9 protein-coding genes are annotated in these 16131 nt (G+C 40.3%); 6 read left to right on the top strand and 3 right to left on the bottom strand.

Translation table 11 applies throughout. The features are described from left to right. The first annotated feature begins 218 nt into the window (after positions 1 to 218). Both ABD930_RS01970 and rfbD read left to right on the top strand, forming a co-directional pair. Positions 219 to 1199 (top strand): glycoside hydrolase family 43 protein, encoded by a 981-nt coding sequence (locus ABD930_RS01970; protein ID WP_345230006.1) that lies wholly within the window; start codon positions 219 to 221, stop codon positions 1197 to 1199. 5 nt (positions 1200 to 1204) lie between these two features. Then, positions 1205 to 2077 carry a dTDP-4-dehydrorhamnose reductase gene (gene rfbD / locus ABD930_RS01975; RefSeq protein ID WP_345230007.1) on the top strand — a complete coding sequence of 291 codons (873 nt, stop codon included), beginning with the start codon at positions 1205 to 1207 and terminating at the stop codon, positions 2075 to 2077. Here rfbD and ABD930_RS01980 read toward each other — a convergent pair. Next, positions 2039 to 2581, bottom strand: coding sequence for an NUDIX hydrolase (locus tag ABD930_RS01980; RefSeq protein WP_345230008.1), 543 nt, complete (start codon positions 2579 to 2581; stop codon positions 2039 to 2041). The genes rfbD and ABD930_RS01980 overlap by 39 nt on opposite strands. Positions 2582 to 3077: 496 nt before the next feature. Between ABD930_RS01980 and ABD930_RS01985 the strand changes: the two genes are divergently transcribed. Both ABD930_RS01985 and gcvP read left to right on the top strand, forming a co-directional pair. Further along, positions 3078 to 5792, top strand: coding sequence for a carboxypeptidase regulatory-like domain-containing protein (locus tag ABD930_RS01985; protein WP_345230009.1), 2715 nt, complete (start codon positions 3078 to 3080; stop codon positions 5790 to 5792). A 193-nt stretch (positions 5793 to 5985) separates the two neighbouring features. After that, positions 5986 to 8868: an aminomethyl-transferring glycine dehydrogenase gene (gene gcvP, locus ABD930_RS01990; RefSeq protein WP_345230010.1), complete on the top strand. Its 2883-nt coding sequence runs from the start codon at positions 5986 to 5988 to the stop codon at positions 8866 to 8868. A gap of 116 nt (positions 8869 to 8984) precedes the next feature. Here the strand turns inward: gcvP and ABD930_RS01995 are convergent, their stop codons facing one another. Next, positions 8985 to 10295: a nicotinamide mononucleotide adenylyltransferase gene (locus ABD930_RS01995; RefSeq protein WP_345230011.1), complete on the bottom strand. Its 1311-nt coding sequence runs from the start codon at positions 10293 to 10295 to the stop codon at positions 8985 to 8987. 253 nt (positions 10296 to 10548) lie between these two features. Here ABD930_RS01995 and ABD930_RS02000 point away from each other — a divergent pair, with 253 nt between their 5' ends. Then, positions 10549 to 12819 carry an NADP-dependent malic enzyme gene (locus tag ABD930_RS02000; protein ID WP_345230012.1) on the top strand — a complete coding sequence of 757 codons (2271 nt, stop codon included), beginning with the start codon at positions 10549 to 10551 and terminating at the stop codon, positions 12817 to 12819. Positions 12820 to 12828: 9 nt separating this feature from the next. Next, a complete protein-coding gene (ruvA, locus tag ABD930_RS02005; protein WP_345230013.1) occupies positions 12829 to 13413 on the top strand; it encodes a Holliday junction branch migration protein RuvA in 585 nt (194 codons plus the stop codon). Here ruvA and ABD930_RS02010 read toward each other — a convergent pair. Beyond that, entirely contained in the window at positions 13365 to 15908 is a 2544-nt protein-coding gene (locus ABD930_RS02010; protein ID WP_345230014.1) for a hypothetical protein, read from the bottom strand. The genes ruvA and ABD930_RS02010 overlap by 49 nt on opposite strands. Positions 15909 to 16131 lie beyond the last annotated feature (223 nt).

Below are 16131 nucleotides of genomic sequence, written 5' to 3' on the forward strand. Positions count from 1 at the left end.
CCAAAGCAAGCCATAAAGGAGCATTTCTTTATAGTTCACCGTTGAAATATACAACAAATGTGAAAAATCATGATCGTTCCATCCCCCGTTAAAAGGAAAATTAAAGAGATGAAAGCTGCATAAATTACCCTCAACAAAAGGCTATGAATAATTTATGTAAGCTTCATGACCATTAAAACCGCCAAAGGCAGCATGAATGCCTATAAAAACTTTAAGTAATGAATAAACAAATTATTCTAATGAAAATAGATAAGACAATTAAGCGTTCTTTTTTGCGTACCAGTATAGTTTTAGGTTTGTGTGCTTGTTTTTCAGGTGCTTATGCTCAGCGAAATCCTGTTTTTCCGGGCTGGTATGCTGATCCAGAAGGTATAAAATATGGAAATACCTATTGGATTTTTCCTACTTTTTCTGCCCCTTATGAAGAGCAGGTACTGATGGATGCCTTTTCTTCCAAAGATTTAATCCATTGGAAAAAACATGAACGCATCATTGATACTACTGCTGTAAAATGGGCTAAAAAAGCGATGTGGGCACCAGCTGTTTTACAAAAGCAGGGTAAATATTATCTTTTCTTCGGGGCGAACGACGTTCATGAGGGAGAAATCGGGGGAATAGGTGTTGCTGTCGCTGATAAACCTGAAGGGCCCTATAAAGATCTGTTGGGTAAACCCTTAATTAACGAAATCGTTAATGGGGCTCAGCCTATCGATCAGTTTGTTTTTCAGGATACGGATGGCACCTACTATATGTATTATGGTGGTTGGGGGCATTGCAATGTGGTTAAACTGAAAGACGATTTTACGGGTATTGTACCCTTTGACGACGGAACATTATATAAGGAAGTCACACCTGAAAGTTATGTTGAGGGTCCCTTTATGTTTGTTAAAGACAACAAATATTACTTTATGTGGTCTGAAGGAGGATGGACAGGTCCCGACTATAAAGTGGCCTATGCCATAGCGGATTCTCCATTTGGACCATTTAAACGAATCGGTACTATTTTGCAGCAAGACGCTAACATTGCAACAGGAGCTGGGCATCATTCCGTAATACATGCAGATGACCAGGATAAGTGGTACATTGTTTATCACCGTAGACCATTAGGCGATCAAAATGCTCACCATCGTGAAACGTGTATCGATGAAATGCAGTTTGATGAAAAAGGCTTCATTAAGCCTGTTGTCATGACAAAATAGTATTTATGAATAGGGATAAAGGCAACGTTTTAGTTTTCGGCGGATACGGCCAATTGGGACAATGTTTGCAAGCGGTTGTTGGCTCTGCTAATGAAAGATTAGTGTTTCTTTCTTCCCAGCAAGCGAATGTCGCTAATGAAGAGCAGCTAGTCTCCCTTTTTAACCACTACAAACCAACTATTGTGGTTAATTGCGCCGCTTACACGGCTGTTGACCAAGCAGAAGATGAAGTGGAGCAAGCAAACGTGTTGAATGCGGATGCACCTGCTACGATAGCCAAGTTGTGCAAACAATTTGATGTGGAATTCATCCACATTTCTACTGATTTCGTTTTTGAGGGGAATAAAACCGGGTTATTATCGGAAACAGACGATACGAAACCTGTTGGGGTATACGGACAATCAAAATTGGCTGGTGAGCAAGCTATTGAGCAAATTTGGGAAAAGCATTTTATTATCCGTACCAGCTGGTTGTATGCGCCATTTGGAAATAATTTTGTTAAAACCATGATCCGGTTAGGGAAAGAAAGAACACAATTGAATGTGGTGGCTGATCAGGTAGGAACGCCTACTTATGGTATCGACTTGGCAAACGTTATTTTAATGTTCATCAGCCAGCCGGAAAGAGCATATGGCCGCTATCATTATAGCAATGAAGGAGCGGCTAGCTGGTATGATTTCGCTCATGCTATTTTTGAAATCAATCAACTCCAGGTAAAGCTTTTACCTATATCAACGTCAGCTTTTCCAACGAAGGCAAAAAGACCGGCATACTCGGTGTTAGACAAGTCAAAAATTAAACAGCAATTAGCGATCGAAATTCCTCATTGGCGGGATAGCCTAAAAAGGTGTTTGAATTTCAGCCAATCCATAGAATAGGGCAGCGGCGTGTAGCGCTTGTCCGATTTTGTTTTCTTTTAATAGCTGTTTGACTTCATCTATAGAGACTAAAAGTACGTCAATTTCTTCTTGATCGTCTAAGTCCTGTTCTTTCACCTTAACTCCCCCTTTAGCTAAAAAGGTCGTTGTAATATTGGTGCTGGTAGCGGGGTTTGGATAAAGGTCAACCAGTTTTTCCAAGCTGTCAAAGGTGTATCCAGTCTCTTCCAGCATTTCTCGCTTTGCGGCCGTCAGGGCATCTTCTCCCTCATCTATAACACCACCCGGTATCTCCAAAAACTCCTTTCCTGCTCCATGACGATACTGTTTTACTAAAATTACTTCATTGTCTCGGGTCAGCGCCACAATATTCACCCAATTAGGATATTCGAGTACATAATATTCTGGTACGATATGGCCATTGGGCATTTGGCATTGATCTCTTCTTAACACTGCCCATGGGGCGTTTACAAGATATTCGGAGGATAAGGTTTTCCATTTCATGGCGCAAAGATAAAAGAAGGTTCTTTATATACTTTCTTTTTCCGAAAAAGAAAGTATCAAAGAAAACTCGCCGCTTCAAAATTTACAGGAACGGAAGTGCATCCCATTGCACCCTGTAAATTTTATAGGCGGCATCTTCGAAGACTAAAGCAGGTGCTTTTAACCGGACGTGCCGTATGGGCCGTTTTTTTAATGGTGGACACTATATAGGTATGCTTTCCACCTGCTCGGTAGAAAACCTCCGTTCTGCTTAAATATCACCTAGGAAATTTGCGGTTGCAAGTTGATGCACTACCCTTGTAGCAAAGTTCCAAGCGATGAGTTTTTTGTCTACTTTTTTGCGGAAAAAAAGTAGAACAAATTAAAAAAACAGTCTAAAGAAAACCTTCTTTAAATATCATCAATCTAAAAGACTTTTTTTGTTAAAATTCTGTTAAATAACAGAACTGCATAAATATTTCAATAAATTAGCGATTCTAAATCGAGTATTTACTTTATGGTACACCTGAATAGATATATTTTCTTAGCTGTTTTATCACTCATTTCTTTGAAGTCGTTCGCGCAATCTCGACAAAAAGCGCTCAATCTGAACACAATAGTCGAAAAAACCAATAATATAGCCAGTCAGCAACCCTTCGAAAAAGTATATCTCCATTTCGATAAACCTTATTATGCCGTTGGCGATACCATTTGGTTTAAAGCGTATCTTACCAGTCACCATCAGCTGTCGGGCCTAAGTAAAATTGTATACGTAGAAGTTTTAAACAGCTTGGATTCGTTGATCAAGACAACGATGATTCCCGTACAACAAGGTACAGGAAAGGGAACGCTTGTTTTAGATCCGCTCTTGTATAAGCAAGGGAACTACCGTGTTCGAGCTTATACACGTTATATGATGAATTTTGATCCCGACTATTTTTTTAATAAGAATATAACCTTAGGTGATGTTTTTAATAAGCGTGTAAAAACCCATGCCACTTTTACCGCTGCTAATGCCAGCAAAAATCCACCCATCAATGGCCGCATCCGCTACACAGATGAAGAGGGTAAACCTTTAACCGATAAACGGGTGTCTTGGGAACTGATGCGCGGAACGGCTAGTCTAGGAAAAGGTCGTGGAACTACCGATAAGAATGGTTATTTACAGGTAAACCTAAGTGGCGAACAGCAGGGATTGAAAGAAAGTATATTGAATACGACCATTAGTTTAGAGAATGTTCGGCCCGTAAATACCAGCTATTCCTTGCGTTCTGCCTTTCAAACACCTGATGTACAATTCTTTCCAGAAGGGGGATACCTTATCGCCGATATTCCGAGTGTTGTAGCATTCAAGGCGGTCGGCGGTGATGGTCTAGGCCTCTCGGTAAAGGGCTCCATAGTGGATCAGAATGGACAAGAAGTTACAAAGATCCAATCGCAGCATCTAGGCATGGGAAAATTTACGTTAACACCAAAAACAGATGCTAGCTATACGGCTAAAATTACCCTCGCTAATGGATCACAAGTTAGTTATTCACTGCCAAAAGTACGCCCTTTCGGTACCAGTCTAGTTATTGATCCAACGGACAGCACTAATATAGCCATCAATATTGTTTCAAATAATTTATACCTTGAACAAAATAAAGACAAAGTATTCTCATTGGTTGCACAGAGCGATGGTGTCATTTATTACGCGGCTCAAACACCTTTAAACAGTTCTTCCATCAGCGCTTCCGTGCCTAAGAGCAAATTTCCATCTGGCATTGTACAGTTTACGCTCCTTTCTCCTGCCGGAATTCCACTAAGCGAACGCTTGGTATTCATTCAGCGACCTCATGAATTAAAGCTGTCGCTAAACACGGATAAGAAAGCGTATAAACCTAAGCAAGCAGTACAATTACAATTGCATGCGCGGAACGATAGTACGGATGCTGTAGGAACCTTCTCCGTTGCAGTAATTGATGAATCAAAGGTACCTTTTAATGAAAATGCAGAAACGACAATTTTAACTAGTTTATTGCTCACATCCGATCTTAAGGGCTATGTTGAACAACCCAACTATTACTTTAAATCGGTTAATGACGAAACAAAAAATAATCTTGATCTCTTAATGCTAACGCAAGGCTATCGCCGTTTTAATTATAAGGATATCATCAGTGACAAGGTCGCCGGACTAACCTTTTTGCCTGAACAAGGAATTGATATTAGCGGGACGCTGCGCTTACTTAATGGTATCGCAGTACCTAACGGAAAGCTATTGCTTACGATTGGAAATGAAAAAAATGGCGTTGAAACCTTATCTGATGATCAGGGCAATTTTAAGTTTAGCAATGTGCTCTTTACGGATTCGGCACAAATTACCATTAGCGCTCGGGATAACGCCAACTACAAAAATTTAAAAATTACCTTAAATGGCGAATCTTATCCGGCTATTACACCCGCATCTACGGCACCGGATGAAATCTTAAATATCGATAGTACCTTGACGCCTTATATAAAAAATAGTGAGAAACAATACCGGACAGAGCGGTTACTTGAAGAAGTGGTTATTACGGCGAAAGCTCCACCCAAACCGCGGCATACTCAATACCCGGCGCTCTCCGGACTTAGTCCCATTCCCGATCATTTAATTGATGGGTCGCGCTTTACTGGATGTAATTTGCTGATAAACTGTTTGCAAACAGCGGCTATGGGCCTAACGTTTATGGATAACAATTTCTATATCACACGAGACTATAATCAGGGGAACCGAACACCTGTACAGGTATTTTTGAACGGAATGGCTATCGATGTGAATGGCATTAACACGGTTAGTCCAGCGGAAGTAGAATCGGTCGAAATTTTTCTACGTGATGATCTAGGTACTGTAAATCGTACCTATCAAAGCAATGGGGTACTGGTTATCAATACCAAGAAGAAGCCTGAAGGTACCCGTATTAGCAAAGCAGAACTGGAAAACCTCCTTCCAAAATCCAATGTGGTTACCATTACTCCACTTGGCTATCAGGCAGAACGTAGTTTTTATTTACCAAAGTACACACCAACAAGTACGCCTGGAGCAGATTTACGTACCACCGTATATTGGAATCCGGATGTCATTACCGATAAAACGGGTAAGGCAAGCTTCCAGTATTATAATGCCAGCGGCACTGGCACGTATAAAGCAGTAGTAGAAGGGATCGATGAAAACGGGAATATGGGTAGGGGGGTGTACCGCTATCAAGTAGAATAGGTATTATTCCGAATGATGGATTTATGTATTCATCATACCGTTTTCCAATTTGCATTTGAGAAGCATTTTATCTAAGTTTGTGGCCAAAATAAAAAGGGATTTTAGACGAGATAATAGGGCGCTAATATTCTCTTAGGCAGCGTTATGCTTTATACCACACCACATTAATGCCATCTATAATTTTCACACGTGAATGAACTTAAATATAAATTTTCAAGAGAAATTTGAGGAACGTCATATTGCACCAAACGGGCAAAACGTTCCGGAAATGCTTCGCACTATTGGTGTCGAAAGTATTGATCAACTTATTGAGGAAACCGTTCCTTCAAAAATCCGTTTAAAAAGTCCACTGGCTCTACCACCAGCCTTAAGTGAGACGGCTTATCTCCAACGATTAAAGCAAATGGCCTCCAAGAATAAGGTTTTTAAGTCGTATATCGGCCAAGGCTATTACGATGTCATTACACCCAATGTCATTTTGCGAAATGTCTTTGAAAATCCGGGTTGGTACACACAATATACGCCTTATCAGGCGGAGATTGCCCAAGGTCGTTTACAAGCTTTATTAAATTTCCAAACGGCCATCATTGATCTCACTGGCATGGAAATCGCCAATGCTTCCCTACTTGATGAAGCAACGGCAGCAGCTGAAGCCATGTTTATGCAATATAGTCTGCGGAAAAACAAAGAAGCCAATACATTTTTTGTTTCCGGAAATACGTTTCCACAAACCTTAGATGTATTAAGAACCCGGGCACTATCTTATGGTATTGAACTCCTCATCGGCGATTATAAAACGGTGGTGCTCGATAACGCTATTTTTGGAGGCTTAGTGCAATATCCCGCTGCCGATGGTAGCATCGATGATTATCGTGCCTTTGCCGAAGCATTACATACAAATGGTAGCACATTAGGTGTTATAGCGGATTTGATGAGTTTAGCTATTCTGACTCCTCCCGGTGAGTGGGGTGCTGACATTGTAGTCGGTTCTTCCCAACGTTTTGGTGTACCCATGGGGTTTGGCGGGCCGCATGCTGCCTTCTTTGCAACCAAAGATGCTTATAAACGAAATATCCCAGGCCGTATTATCGGTGTTACCATTGATGCTGCAGGGAATTATGCCTTACGCATGGCCTTACAAACCCGTGAACAACATATTCGCCGGGATAAAGCGTCGTCGAATATTTGTACCGCTCAGGCCTTACTAGCTATTATGGCCGGTTTCTATGCGGTATATCATGGTCCACAAGGCATCCGTGCTATTGCTGAGCGCATCCATGGATTAACGATCGTATTGGCCGAAGCGCTTCGTTCAATCGGTTATTCCCTACAAAATGACACTTATTTTGATACCATTACGTTTGATTTAGGTGATCTTTGCGGCCCCTTGCATGCGGAGGCATTAAATCATGAAATGAACTTTCATTATAACGGAAATAGCGTGAACATCTCCTTGGATGAAACGACCACGCTAGCGGATGTTAAAGAAATCATTAGGGTATTTGCAAAAGTTAAAGCTAAAACGCTAGCCGATATTGATTTTGGTGCATTAGAACAGGCGTTGCAAAGCCCCATCCCTGATCAATTGCAACGTACTTCGGCTTATTTAAGCCATGAAATATTCCATGCTTATCATTCCGAACACGAAATGTTGCGCTATATCAAGTCGCTAGAAGCTAAAGATCTATCGCTTTGCCATTCGATGATTCCACTAGGTTCCTGTACCATGAAGTTAAATGCAACGACAGAAATGGTACCCCTTTCTTGGGATGCATGGAGTAAACTACATCCATTTGCTCCGATTGATCAGGTAGGTGGATATATGCAGTTCTTAGACGAGCTCAATCAATGGCTTTCGTCAATTACCGGCTTTGCAAAAATGAGTTTTCAGCCGAACTCCGGAGCTCAAGGGGAATATGCCGGTTTGATGGTCATACGTGCCTATCATGAAGACCGCGGAGACCATCACCGTAACGTAGTACTGATCCCTGCATCCGCACATGGAACAAATCCAGCATCCGCATCCATGGCAGGTATGAAAGTCGTTGTTGTGAATTGTGATGAGCGGGGAAATATTGATGTAGCTGATCTCCAAGCGAAGGCAGAGGCCCATGCAGCTAATTTAAGCTGTCTAATGGTCACCTATCCGTCAACACATGGTGTTTTTGAGGAATCCATCATAGCGGTTTGCCAAATTATACATGATAATGGCGGACAAGTATATATGGATGGAGCCAATATGAATGCCCAAGTAGGTCTAACCAGCCCAGCTACTATTGGCGCCGATGTTTGTCATCTTAACCTGCATAAAACATTTTGTATTCCGCATGGTGGTGGTGGCCCGGGGATGGGGCCAATTGGCGTAGCCGAGCATCTTGTACCATTTTTACCTGGGCATGCTGTTGTCGATATTGATGAAGGTAAATCCATATCTGCTATCGCTGCGGCGCCATTTGGATCCGCATCTATTCTGATTATTTCACATGCGTATATTGCCATGATGGGTGCTGATGGCCTGACAAATGCTACCCGATTTGCCATCCTCAATGCGAATTATATTAAAGCCCGTTTAGAAGGTAATTATAAAATTCTATATGCGGGTGCCAATGGTCGATGTGCCCATGAAATGATTTTAGATTGCCGTCAATTCAAACAAGTTGGTATAGAAGTAGGAGATATTGCAAAACGGTTGATGGATTATGGATTTCATGCACCCACGGTATCTTTTCCCGTTGCTGGAACGCTAATGGTGGAACCTACCGAGTCTGAACCTAAAGCGGAATTAGATCGTTTTTGTGACGCTTTGCTTAGTATCAGGAAAGAAATTGCTGCGATTGAAAAAGGGGGAGCTGATAAAACAGAAAATGTCCTAAAATATGCGCCGCATACGCTCGCAGTAATTAGCGCAGATACTTGGGATAGACCATATACACGTCAGGAAGCGGCATTTCCATTGCCCTACGTTGCTAGTCGCAAATTTTGGCCAGCTGTTGGTCGTGTGAATGATTCCTATGGCGATCGGTCGCTGGTCTGCTCGTGTCCACCTTTAAGTGAATACGCAGAAGCGGCAGTTTAAAGTGGCTTAACACGAGCTGTAGCAGTCTTAATAAGTGCTACTGCTCGTGCTACTCATTTGTTACCCTAATTGAGATTAATTTTTCAATAGCTATCTGCTTTTTGCTTTATCGCATTCTACACCGTTTTTACAAAACGTTCATCGTAATTTTCTATATCGATAATGTAATGATTTTGCGTTAAGAAATTGAATAAAGGTTTAGCTTCGACAGACACGGGCATATTGGCGGTGGTAATAATTTGATTATTCTTTTTATCCAAATATGGGTAAGCATAAAGCTTAACATTTTTACTAAACATGCCACTAACATAAGCCAATAGCTCATCGGTATAATGTTCACCGTAATTTTTGGAATTAAAAATATTCCGTAAATTAGAAACGTTAGTTGAAATGCCTACATTATTCGGGTTGAATTGCGATAGGAATTTAGCCAATTGATGGCTTCTCGTAAAATTAGACACCAAAATATGGTTTCCGGTGGCGCATAATTCTTCTGCTCGCTTTGCAAAGTACTGTAAATCCTCATTGCTGAGCACTGGGTTTTCTTCCAAACCACTAGACATAAGTACCTCAATCATGACCAGCAGATTTTTATCTTTTACACCCACATTTCGCTTAAACTGATCTACAGCCAAATTGAACAAATCGAAATTGGGATTGGACTTTTGTCTATACTTCGTCCTTAAAATAATCACATCCTTCTTATATAGAAAATCTTTGGCTTGATGTGCATGACCATCCTGATCAAAAATTGCAGCGCTAGAAAATCCTTTGGCAATAAGGTATAAGTTAACCAAGCGTTCATTAACATGTTGAAAAGCTGGTCCGCTTAATTTAACCAGGTCTATCTCTACAGATCGCGCGGCTAAATTATCGGCTAAACTTTCAATCATCGTTTGGATATCGTTAATGTAAAAGTATGCAGCAAATACGAGGTTAACCCCTAAAATGCCTAACACGGTTTGTTGGAGCGAAGCGTCGCTGTCTAATAAGCGTACGTGAAAGATAAGATCGTTAGGTGCACCACCAATTTCTGATTGGAAACGGAGGCCTATCCATCCATGAGGGTCGTTTGTTTTACTAAAATTTAAGGTAGTTACCGTATTTGCAAAAGCAAAAAATTTACGGTTTTGGTATTTTGGACCTTTTAATCTATCTGTTAATAATCCATACTCATGATCCAGCATTTTTTCCAGTCTTGAGCTGCTGACATATCGTCCATTGTCTTCTACACCATAAATAGCATCACTAAAGGCCATGTCATAGGCACTCATGGTCTTCGCTATTGTTCCAGAAGCCGCACCTGCGGTAAAAAAATTCCGTGCAACTTCCTGTCCGGCTCCAATTTCGGCAAAGGTGCCATATATTTGCTCGCTTAGGTTGATGTTAAGGGCTTTTCTTTTGTTTTCCAGTATCTCTCTTGCCATACTGCAAAGGTAGAAAATTAGTTGTGTTCATGTAAGACTTTGCCTTAGAAAACATAGACCAGCTAAAAAAGAATGGGTTGAAATAAACATGCTTTTTTAATGTATTTGTTTGCATAAAATTCAAGATAAACTAAGATAAAGGAGCACAATCTAGCAAATCTTACTACCTTTGGAACGTAACTTCATGTACCATTTACGTGAATGACCGAACATACAAGCAAGTATAAAAGAACCACAAAATTGGAAATTAAAAATGAGTAAATTGAATAGGAAGCAAGATGCGTTAGATTACCATGCTAACGGTAGGCCAGGAAAAATTGCAGTTGTACCTACAAAGCCAACTAATTCACAACGTGATTTATCCTTGGCTTATTCTCCTGGTGTTGCGGAGCCGTGTTTAAAGATTGCGGAAAATAAAGATGATGCGTATAAATATACAGCTAAAGGTAATTTAGTGGCTGTCATTAGTAATGGTACGGCGGTATTGGGTTTGGGAGACATTGGCCCAGAAGGTGGAAAGCCAGTAATGGAAGGCAAAGGACTGTTATTTAAGATTTTTGCCGATATAGATGTGTTCGATTTAGAGTTAAATACAAAAAATGTAGACGACTTTGTCCGCACGGTCAAATTACTAGAACCTACTTTTGGCGGGATAAACCTGGAAGATATCAAAGCGCCCGAATGTTTTGAAATTGAGCGTCGGTTAAAAGAAGAAATGTGCATACCGGTGATGCATGATGATCAGCATGGCACCGCCATTATTTCTGGAGCTGCTCTGATTAATGCCTGTGAACTGCAACAAAAGAAATTGGAAGAAGTAAAGATTGTTGTCAATGGTGCCGGTGCCGCTGCTATTTCCTGTTCGCGGATCTATATTTCTTTAGGTGCTAAACCGGAAAATATTGTGATGATTGACCGGAGCGGTGTCATACGTAAAGATCGGGAGAATTTGGATGCGCTAAAAGGTGAGTTTGCAACTGATCGCGATATCCATACGCTGGAAGAAGCTATTCGGGATGCCGATGTATTTATCGGTCTTTCTGCCGCTGATGTACTTTCAGGAGATATGTTGAAAACCATGCGTAAAAATCCTATTGTTTTTGCCATGGCCAATCCTAATCCGGAAATCGCTTATGATTTAGCTGTCCAGACACGTCAGGATGTGGTTATGGCTACTGGTCGCTCCGATTATCCCAATCAGGTAAACAATGTTTTGGGTTTCCCTTATATTTTCCGTGGGGCACTGGATGTACGAGCAACGGCCATCAATGAAGAAATGAAGTTGGCTGCAGTATATGCTATTGCCAAATTAGCAAAAGAACCCGTTCCAGAGTCGGTCAATCTTGCCTATAATATAAATAACTTAAAATTTGGAAAGGATTACATTATCCCAAAACCTACCGATCCGCGCTTAATTACAGAAGTGGCGCCAGCTGTTGCGAAGGCAGCCATAACTTCTGGTGTGGCGCGTGCAGAAATAGCCGATTGGGAAGCCTATAAAGATAACCTTAGGAAACGTTTAGGATTAGATGATGTATTAATGCGCGATTTAAGTGCTGCTGCTCGCCAACATCCAAAACGGGTAGTATTTGCAGAGGCAGATCATTACAAAATCCTGAAAGCAGCTCAAATTGTACGAGATGAAGGGATTGCAGAACCAATTTTATTGGGCAATAAAGAGAAAATTCAACAAATCATCCGCGAAAATGCGTTGGATTTGCATCAGGTGCCAATTATTGATCCATTTGAAGAGAGTGATACCCCTAGGTTTAAGCAATATGAAGAGTCGCTTTATAAGAAGAGGCAACGAAGAGGCCTGACGTTAAATGAGGCCCATAAGTTTATGTTCGATCGCAATTATTTTGGCGCGAGTATGGTCGAATTTGGAGAAGCGGATTGCTTGATTTCGGGGTTAACCAAGAATTACGCAACGACTATCCGTCCGGCACTCCACGTAATCGGTACAAATGCCGGATGTAGGATTGCGGGAATGTATATGATGCTAACCAAAAAAGGCCCTGTTTTTTTGGGCGATACTACCGTTAACAAAAATCCTACAGAAGAAGAGTTGGTAGACATTACGGTATCCTTATACGATGCTGTCAGGAAAATGAATATCGAACCTAAAATAGCATTGCTTTCGTATTCTAATTTTGGATCAAATGATGGAGAAACACCTAATAAGATGCGTAATGCCGTAAAAAAACTACACGAAAAATATCCACATATTGTGGTTGATGGAGAAATGCAAGGTAACTTTGCCATTAACAACCAGATGCTTGTTGAAAATTTTCCGTTTAGCCAGCTTAATGGTAAACCAGCAAACGTATTGGTGTTTCCGAACCTTGAATCAGGTAACATCGCTTATAAATTGTTACAAGAATTGGGTGAGGCTGAAGCGGTAGGCCCGATATTATTGGGACTTAAAAAACCGGTACATGTATTACAATTGGGTAGCTCGGTCCGGGAAATTGTCAATATGGTTACGATTGCCGTTGTAGATGTACAATCGAGGGAACGATAAATCAATAACATGTACGAATATTTTAACGGTAAATTGGCTTATAAATGCCCCACTTACGTGGTGTTGGATGTGAATGGGGTGGGATACCACATTCACATCTCCCTACATACTTTTAGCCAAATAAAAGATAAAGAGCAATGTAAACTCTTTATCAGTTTTCAGGTGAAAGAGGATGCGCATACCTTATACGGTTTTGCTGAAGAAGGTGAACGCCGCTTGTTTCATCATCTGCTTTCTGTATCGGGTATTGGAGCCACTACGGGACGAATGATTTTATCATCCATTACGCCCGCAGAGATTCAAGCGGCAATTATACAGGGCGATGTAAAGCAGATCCAACGGATCAAAGGCATAGGGCCGAAATCCGCCCAACGCATTATTTTAGAGCTTCAAGATAAGCTAAAGAAAGAAGGACCGGATACACTAATAACCGTTCCGCATCATCAATCTACTTCCGAAGAGGCGCTTACTGCTTTAGTTATGTTGGGCTTTAACAAGGTGCAAGCAGAAAAGGTCGTACAGGAAATCAGTAAAGCAAATGCCTCTCAGCTCACCGTTGAAGAACTAATTAAAGTAGCTTTGAGAAGATTATAAAAACTTTCCAGTTGGTAATCAGAATATGCGAAAAGCGTTTGAATAGCTTTTTGTTGCTCGTGAATGAGGTCTCTATGCACCTGCGGATGGAGGGTATGGATTAAATAAATCCGAATTTTGGCTTCAAAATATTTTAAATTGTATTTTTTAGCCATCAGAATAAGTTGACCGGCCAAATGCAAATAGTCTTTTCCTGCACGTCGCAGTAGTTCCATATCTAAAAGACCTCTTTGGATGCTATTGACGATGTGTGTGCTATATAGCTGTTGTACTTTATTTCTGATCAGTATCGCTACGTCTTTTTGTCCGGTGATTAAATATTTTTCCGCCATAGCAAGAAGGATACTTGCTTTAAAATTAGGCATTATCTTTTGCGCTCCTCTTAAATTATGGCGGTATATAATTTGTAGATAGTTGGTCTCAATAGTTTTCGTAGCCTTTAATTTTAGAATAATATAACCCAGTGTATAGATTAACTGGTTATGTAAGCACTTGGCACCTCGTTCGGGATTAGCACAAAAAAGTTGAATTTCATCAAAGGCTTCGTCTTTGAGTACATGATATCGATAATAATGATAGATGTTCTCCATGATTAAAAGTGGATTCAAGGGGAAGTTAGCGTAAAATGGATAAGGGATAGCTTTCAATGCTTCAATATGTTTTAATGCTTCTTGATCATTAAGGCATAGTAATGCGGAGAAGGCAAAGGAGGTGTGCAGCAAAATCTTTTGTTGGACAGAAATAGGGTATTGTAAAAGTTTTTTTAGTGCCTGTTGATAGGCGGGCTCCGTTAACAGGTGATCAAGTGCTATGTCAATAAAACCTGATGATGCAAGGCTTTGGTTCAGCACCGATGTAATGCTTGGATCAGTTTGCATAACGTAATCCAAATTATTGCATGTATAGGAAATTAGGGATGCTTGATAAGGTGTAATAAAGGCCACTCCCTGTATATAATTGAAGACGGTTAAGTCACCGCATTCCAAAGAAAAAAGAATAAACCACTTGAGTAGTGCGATTTTTACCTTTTCTGGATAATTATTGTGTGTTAGCCAATCGATCAGCGGTTTTTCTGCTTTATTTTCATAGAGTTCAAATGTACTCTGTGCGATAAAATAGGCAGCAATAACAAGGGATTTGAATCTGATTTGGTAAGTTGCACGGGTTCCTTTTCCCTCCTGATGTTCGTATATAAGCCCATCATGAAGCAATTCATCGTAGATAGGGTGGTTTTCTTTAATAATTGGATAAACTTGTTTTTTGTTGATGATGGGCAATTCTGTAGAAAGATCGATGAAGAAACTGAGTTGGTTGAGCAGCAATTGTTTTTCTGAAGCTAATGCTCCCTTTAGAATTTTTTTGCGGAGAAAAATTGAAATGATAGCATATTCATCAGCAGATTGATCTATATTCATGCGTATAGAACTGCCTTTTAGTTGGTAATAATACTGAAAGTACAATGGCGTGCTGATAGTCGAAAAATAGGGTACTTTATCGCATGTTTTACTTGGTGGAGCAGTTGGTACCTTATCCATCAGTTGCTGGATTTCTTGCGTGCTAAAAGGGGGCAAATTAATAGCGCCATGGCCTACAAAATTGGTAAACCATAACTTGCTGATTTCTTTGTTGTTTTCTATAAAGTTTCCATATTTTTGCCAAGTGGATGGACGCATGGTAATAATGAATTTTATCCAAGAATAATTGGACAGATGAACGACGATATCGATCATTTGTTTAAAAATAATGCTAAAGGTGCGGTTGTTCGTCATGTTATGGTTGAAATCGTCAATTATAATATAAAGCTTTCCAGGAGCATTTTTTTCATAACTGGTGAGGAACTTGGCAAAATGCAGTGGCGAAAAATTTAACAGCTGAGCTAACCATTTGTTACTATCGAAACCAAAGTATGCCGCAAAGAAAAGGGAAGAGCTGGTTACAAATAGAAATATATCATTTCGTTTTTCTGCATGATTAATCGCCAGTTGTTCATCCACCCAGCGGGTAATACCTATTGTTTTTCCCATTCCGGATAGTGCGCTAATGATACAGGTCGTTGCTTTAGACTGTAAGAATTGTTGTATGTGTTGGGATATGGGTTGCCGGTCGATGGTGTAACGATAAGACAGTCCACTTTTACGTTTGTTTGTCTGCAAGGTAAACCGGGTAATGTTATGCGCAACTTGAGCAATGTTGTTCCAATAGTAATGCTCAATTCCTTGTTTTTTTTGCATTTCTATTTGGTCGACAAAGTCTGTCCAGCTTTCATACCCACAATATTGTGAAAGTACATTTAACGTAAATGATGAAGGAGCATAGCGTGCTTGGGCAAAACCATAAACTCTTTTGATGGTCGTTTGACTAATGGTTTGTTGTGTCTTGTCCGAAATGTCTAGTGCAAGTTTATAACAATCGGCTGCAATTATCTTGTTGATTTGCGCAAATTCTAATACTTTGATTTTTAATTCTTGGATGTGTGTGTGTAAAAATAATGGCATATACTGGTTTGTTAAGGTGTTAGTTGCGGATAAATATAGGGTTTAGAGATAAAGTTGGCAACTTTAGGCATGGAATAACAATATAAGTTTAGCTATAAATAATATAATAATTTTTTATTTTATGGTCGGAAATTAGGCTGAAGGTCTTATGCCTGTTTGCTGTAAAAGGGGGGGCGGCGATATGTTAAAGCCAGCTTTTAAGCGCAATGTATTGATGTATGGT

Source organism: Olivibacter ginsenosidimutans, from assembly GCF_039542865.1.
Classification (GTDB): Bacteria; Bacteroidota; Bacteroidia; order Sphingobacteriales; family Sphingobacteriaceae; genus Olivibacter; species Olivibacter ginsenosidimutans.

What these genes read in the sequence shown, in the direction of transcription:
- ABD930_RS01970 (WP_345230006.1), top strand. Translation starts at nt 219, where the DNA reads ATGAATAAACAAATTATTCTAATGAAAATAGATAAGACAATTAAGCGT.
- rfbD (WP_345230007.1), top strand. Translation starts at nt 1,205, where the DNA reads ATGAATAGGGATAAAGGCAACGTTTTAGTTTTCGGCGGATACGGCCAA.
- ABD930_RS01980 (WP_345230008.1), bottom strand. Translation starts at nt 2,581, where the DNA reads ATGAAATGGAAAACCTTATCCTCCGAATATCTTGTAAACGCCCCATGG.
- ABD930_RS01985 (WP_345230009.1), top strand. Translation starts at nt 3,078, where the DNA reads ATGGTACACCTGAATAGATATATTTTCTTAGCTGTTTTATCACTCATT.
- gcvP (WP_345230010.1), top strand. Translation starts at nt 5,986, where the DNA reads ATGAACTTAAATATAAATTTTCAAGAGAAATTTGAGGAACGTCATATT.
- ABD930_RS01995 (WP_345230011.1), bottom strand. Translation starts at nt 10,295, where the DNA reads ATGGCAAGAGAGATACTGGAAAACAAAAGAAAAGCCCTTAACATCAAC.
- ABD930_RS02000 (WP_345230012.1), top strand. Translation starts at nt 10,549, where the DNA reads ATGAGTAAATTGAATAGGAAGCAAGATGCGTTAGATTACCATGCTAAC.
- ruvA (WP_345230013.1), top strand. Translation starts at nt 12,829, where the DNA reads ATGTACGAATATTTTAACGGTAAATTGGCTTATAAATGCCCCACTTAC.
- ABD930_RS02010 (WP_345230014.1), bottom strand. Translation starts at nt 15,908, where the DNA reads ATGCCATTATTTTTACACACACACATCCAAGAATTAAAAATCAAAGTA.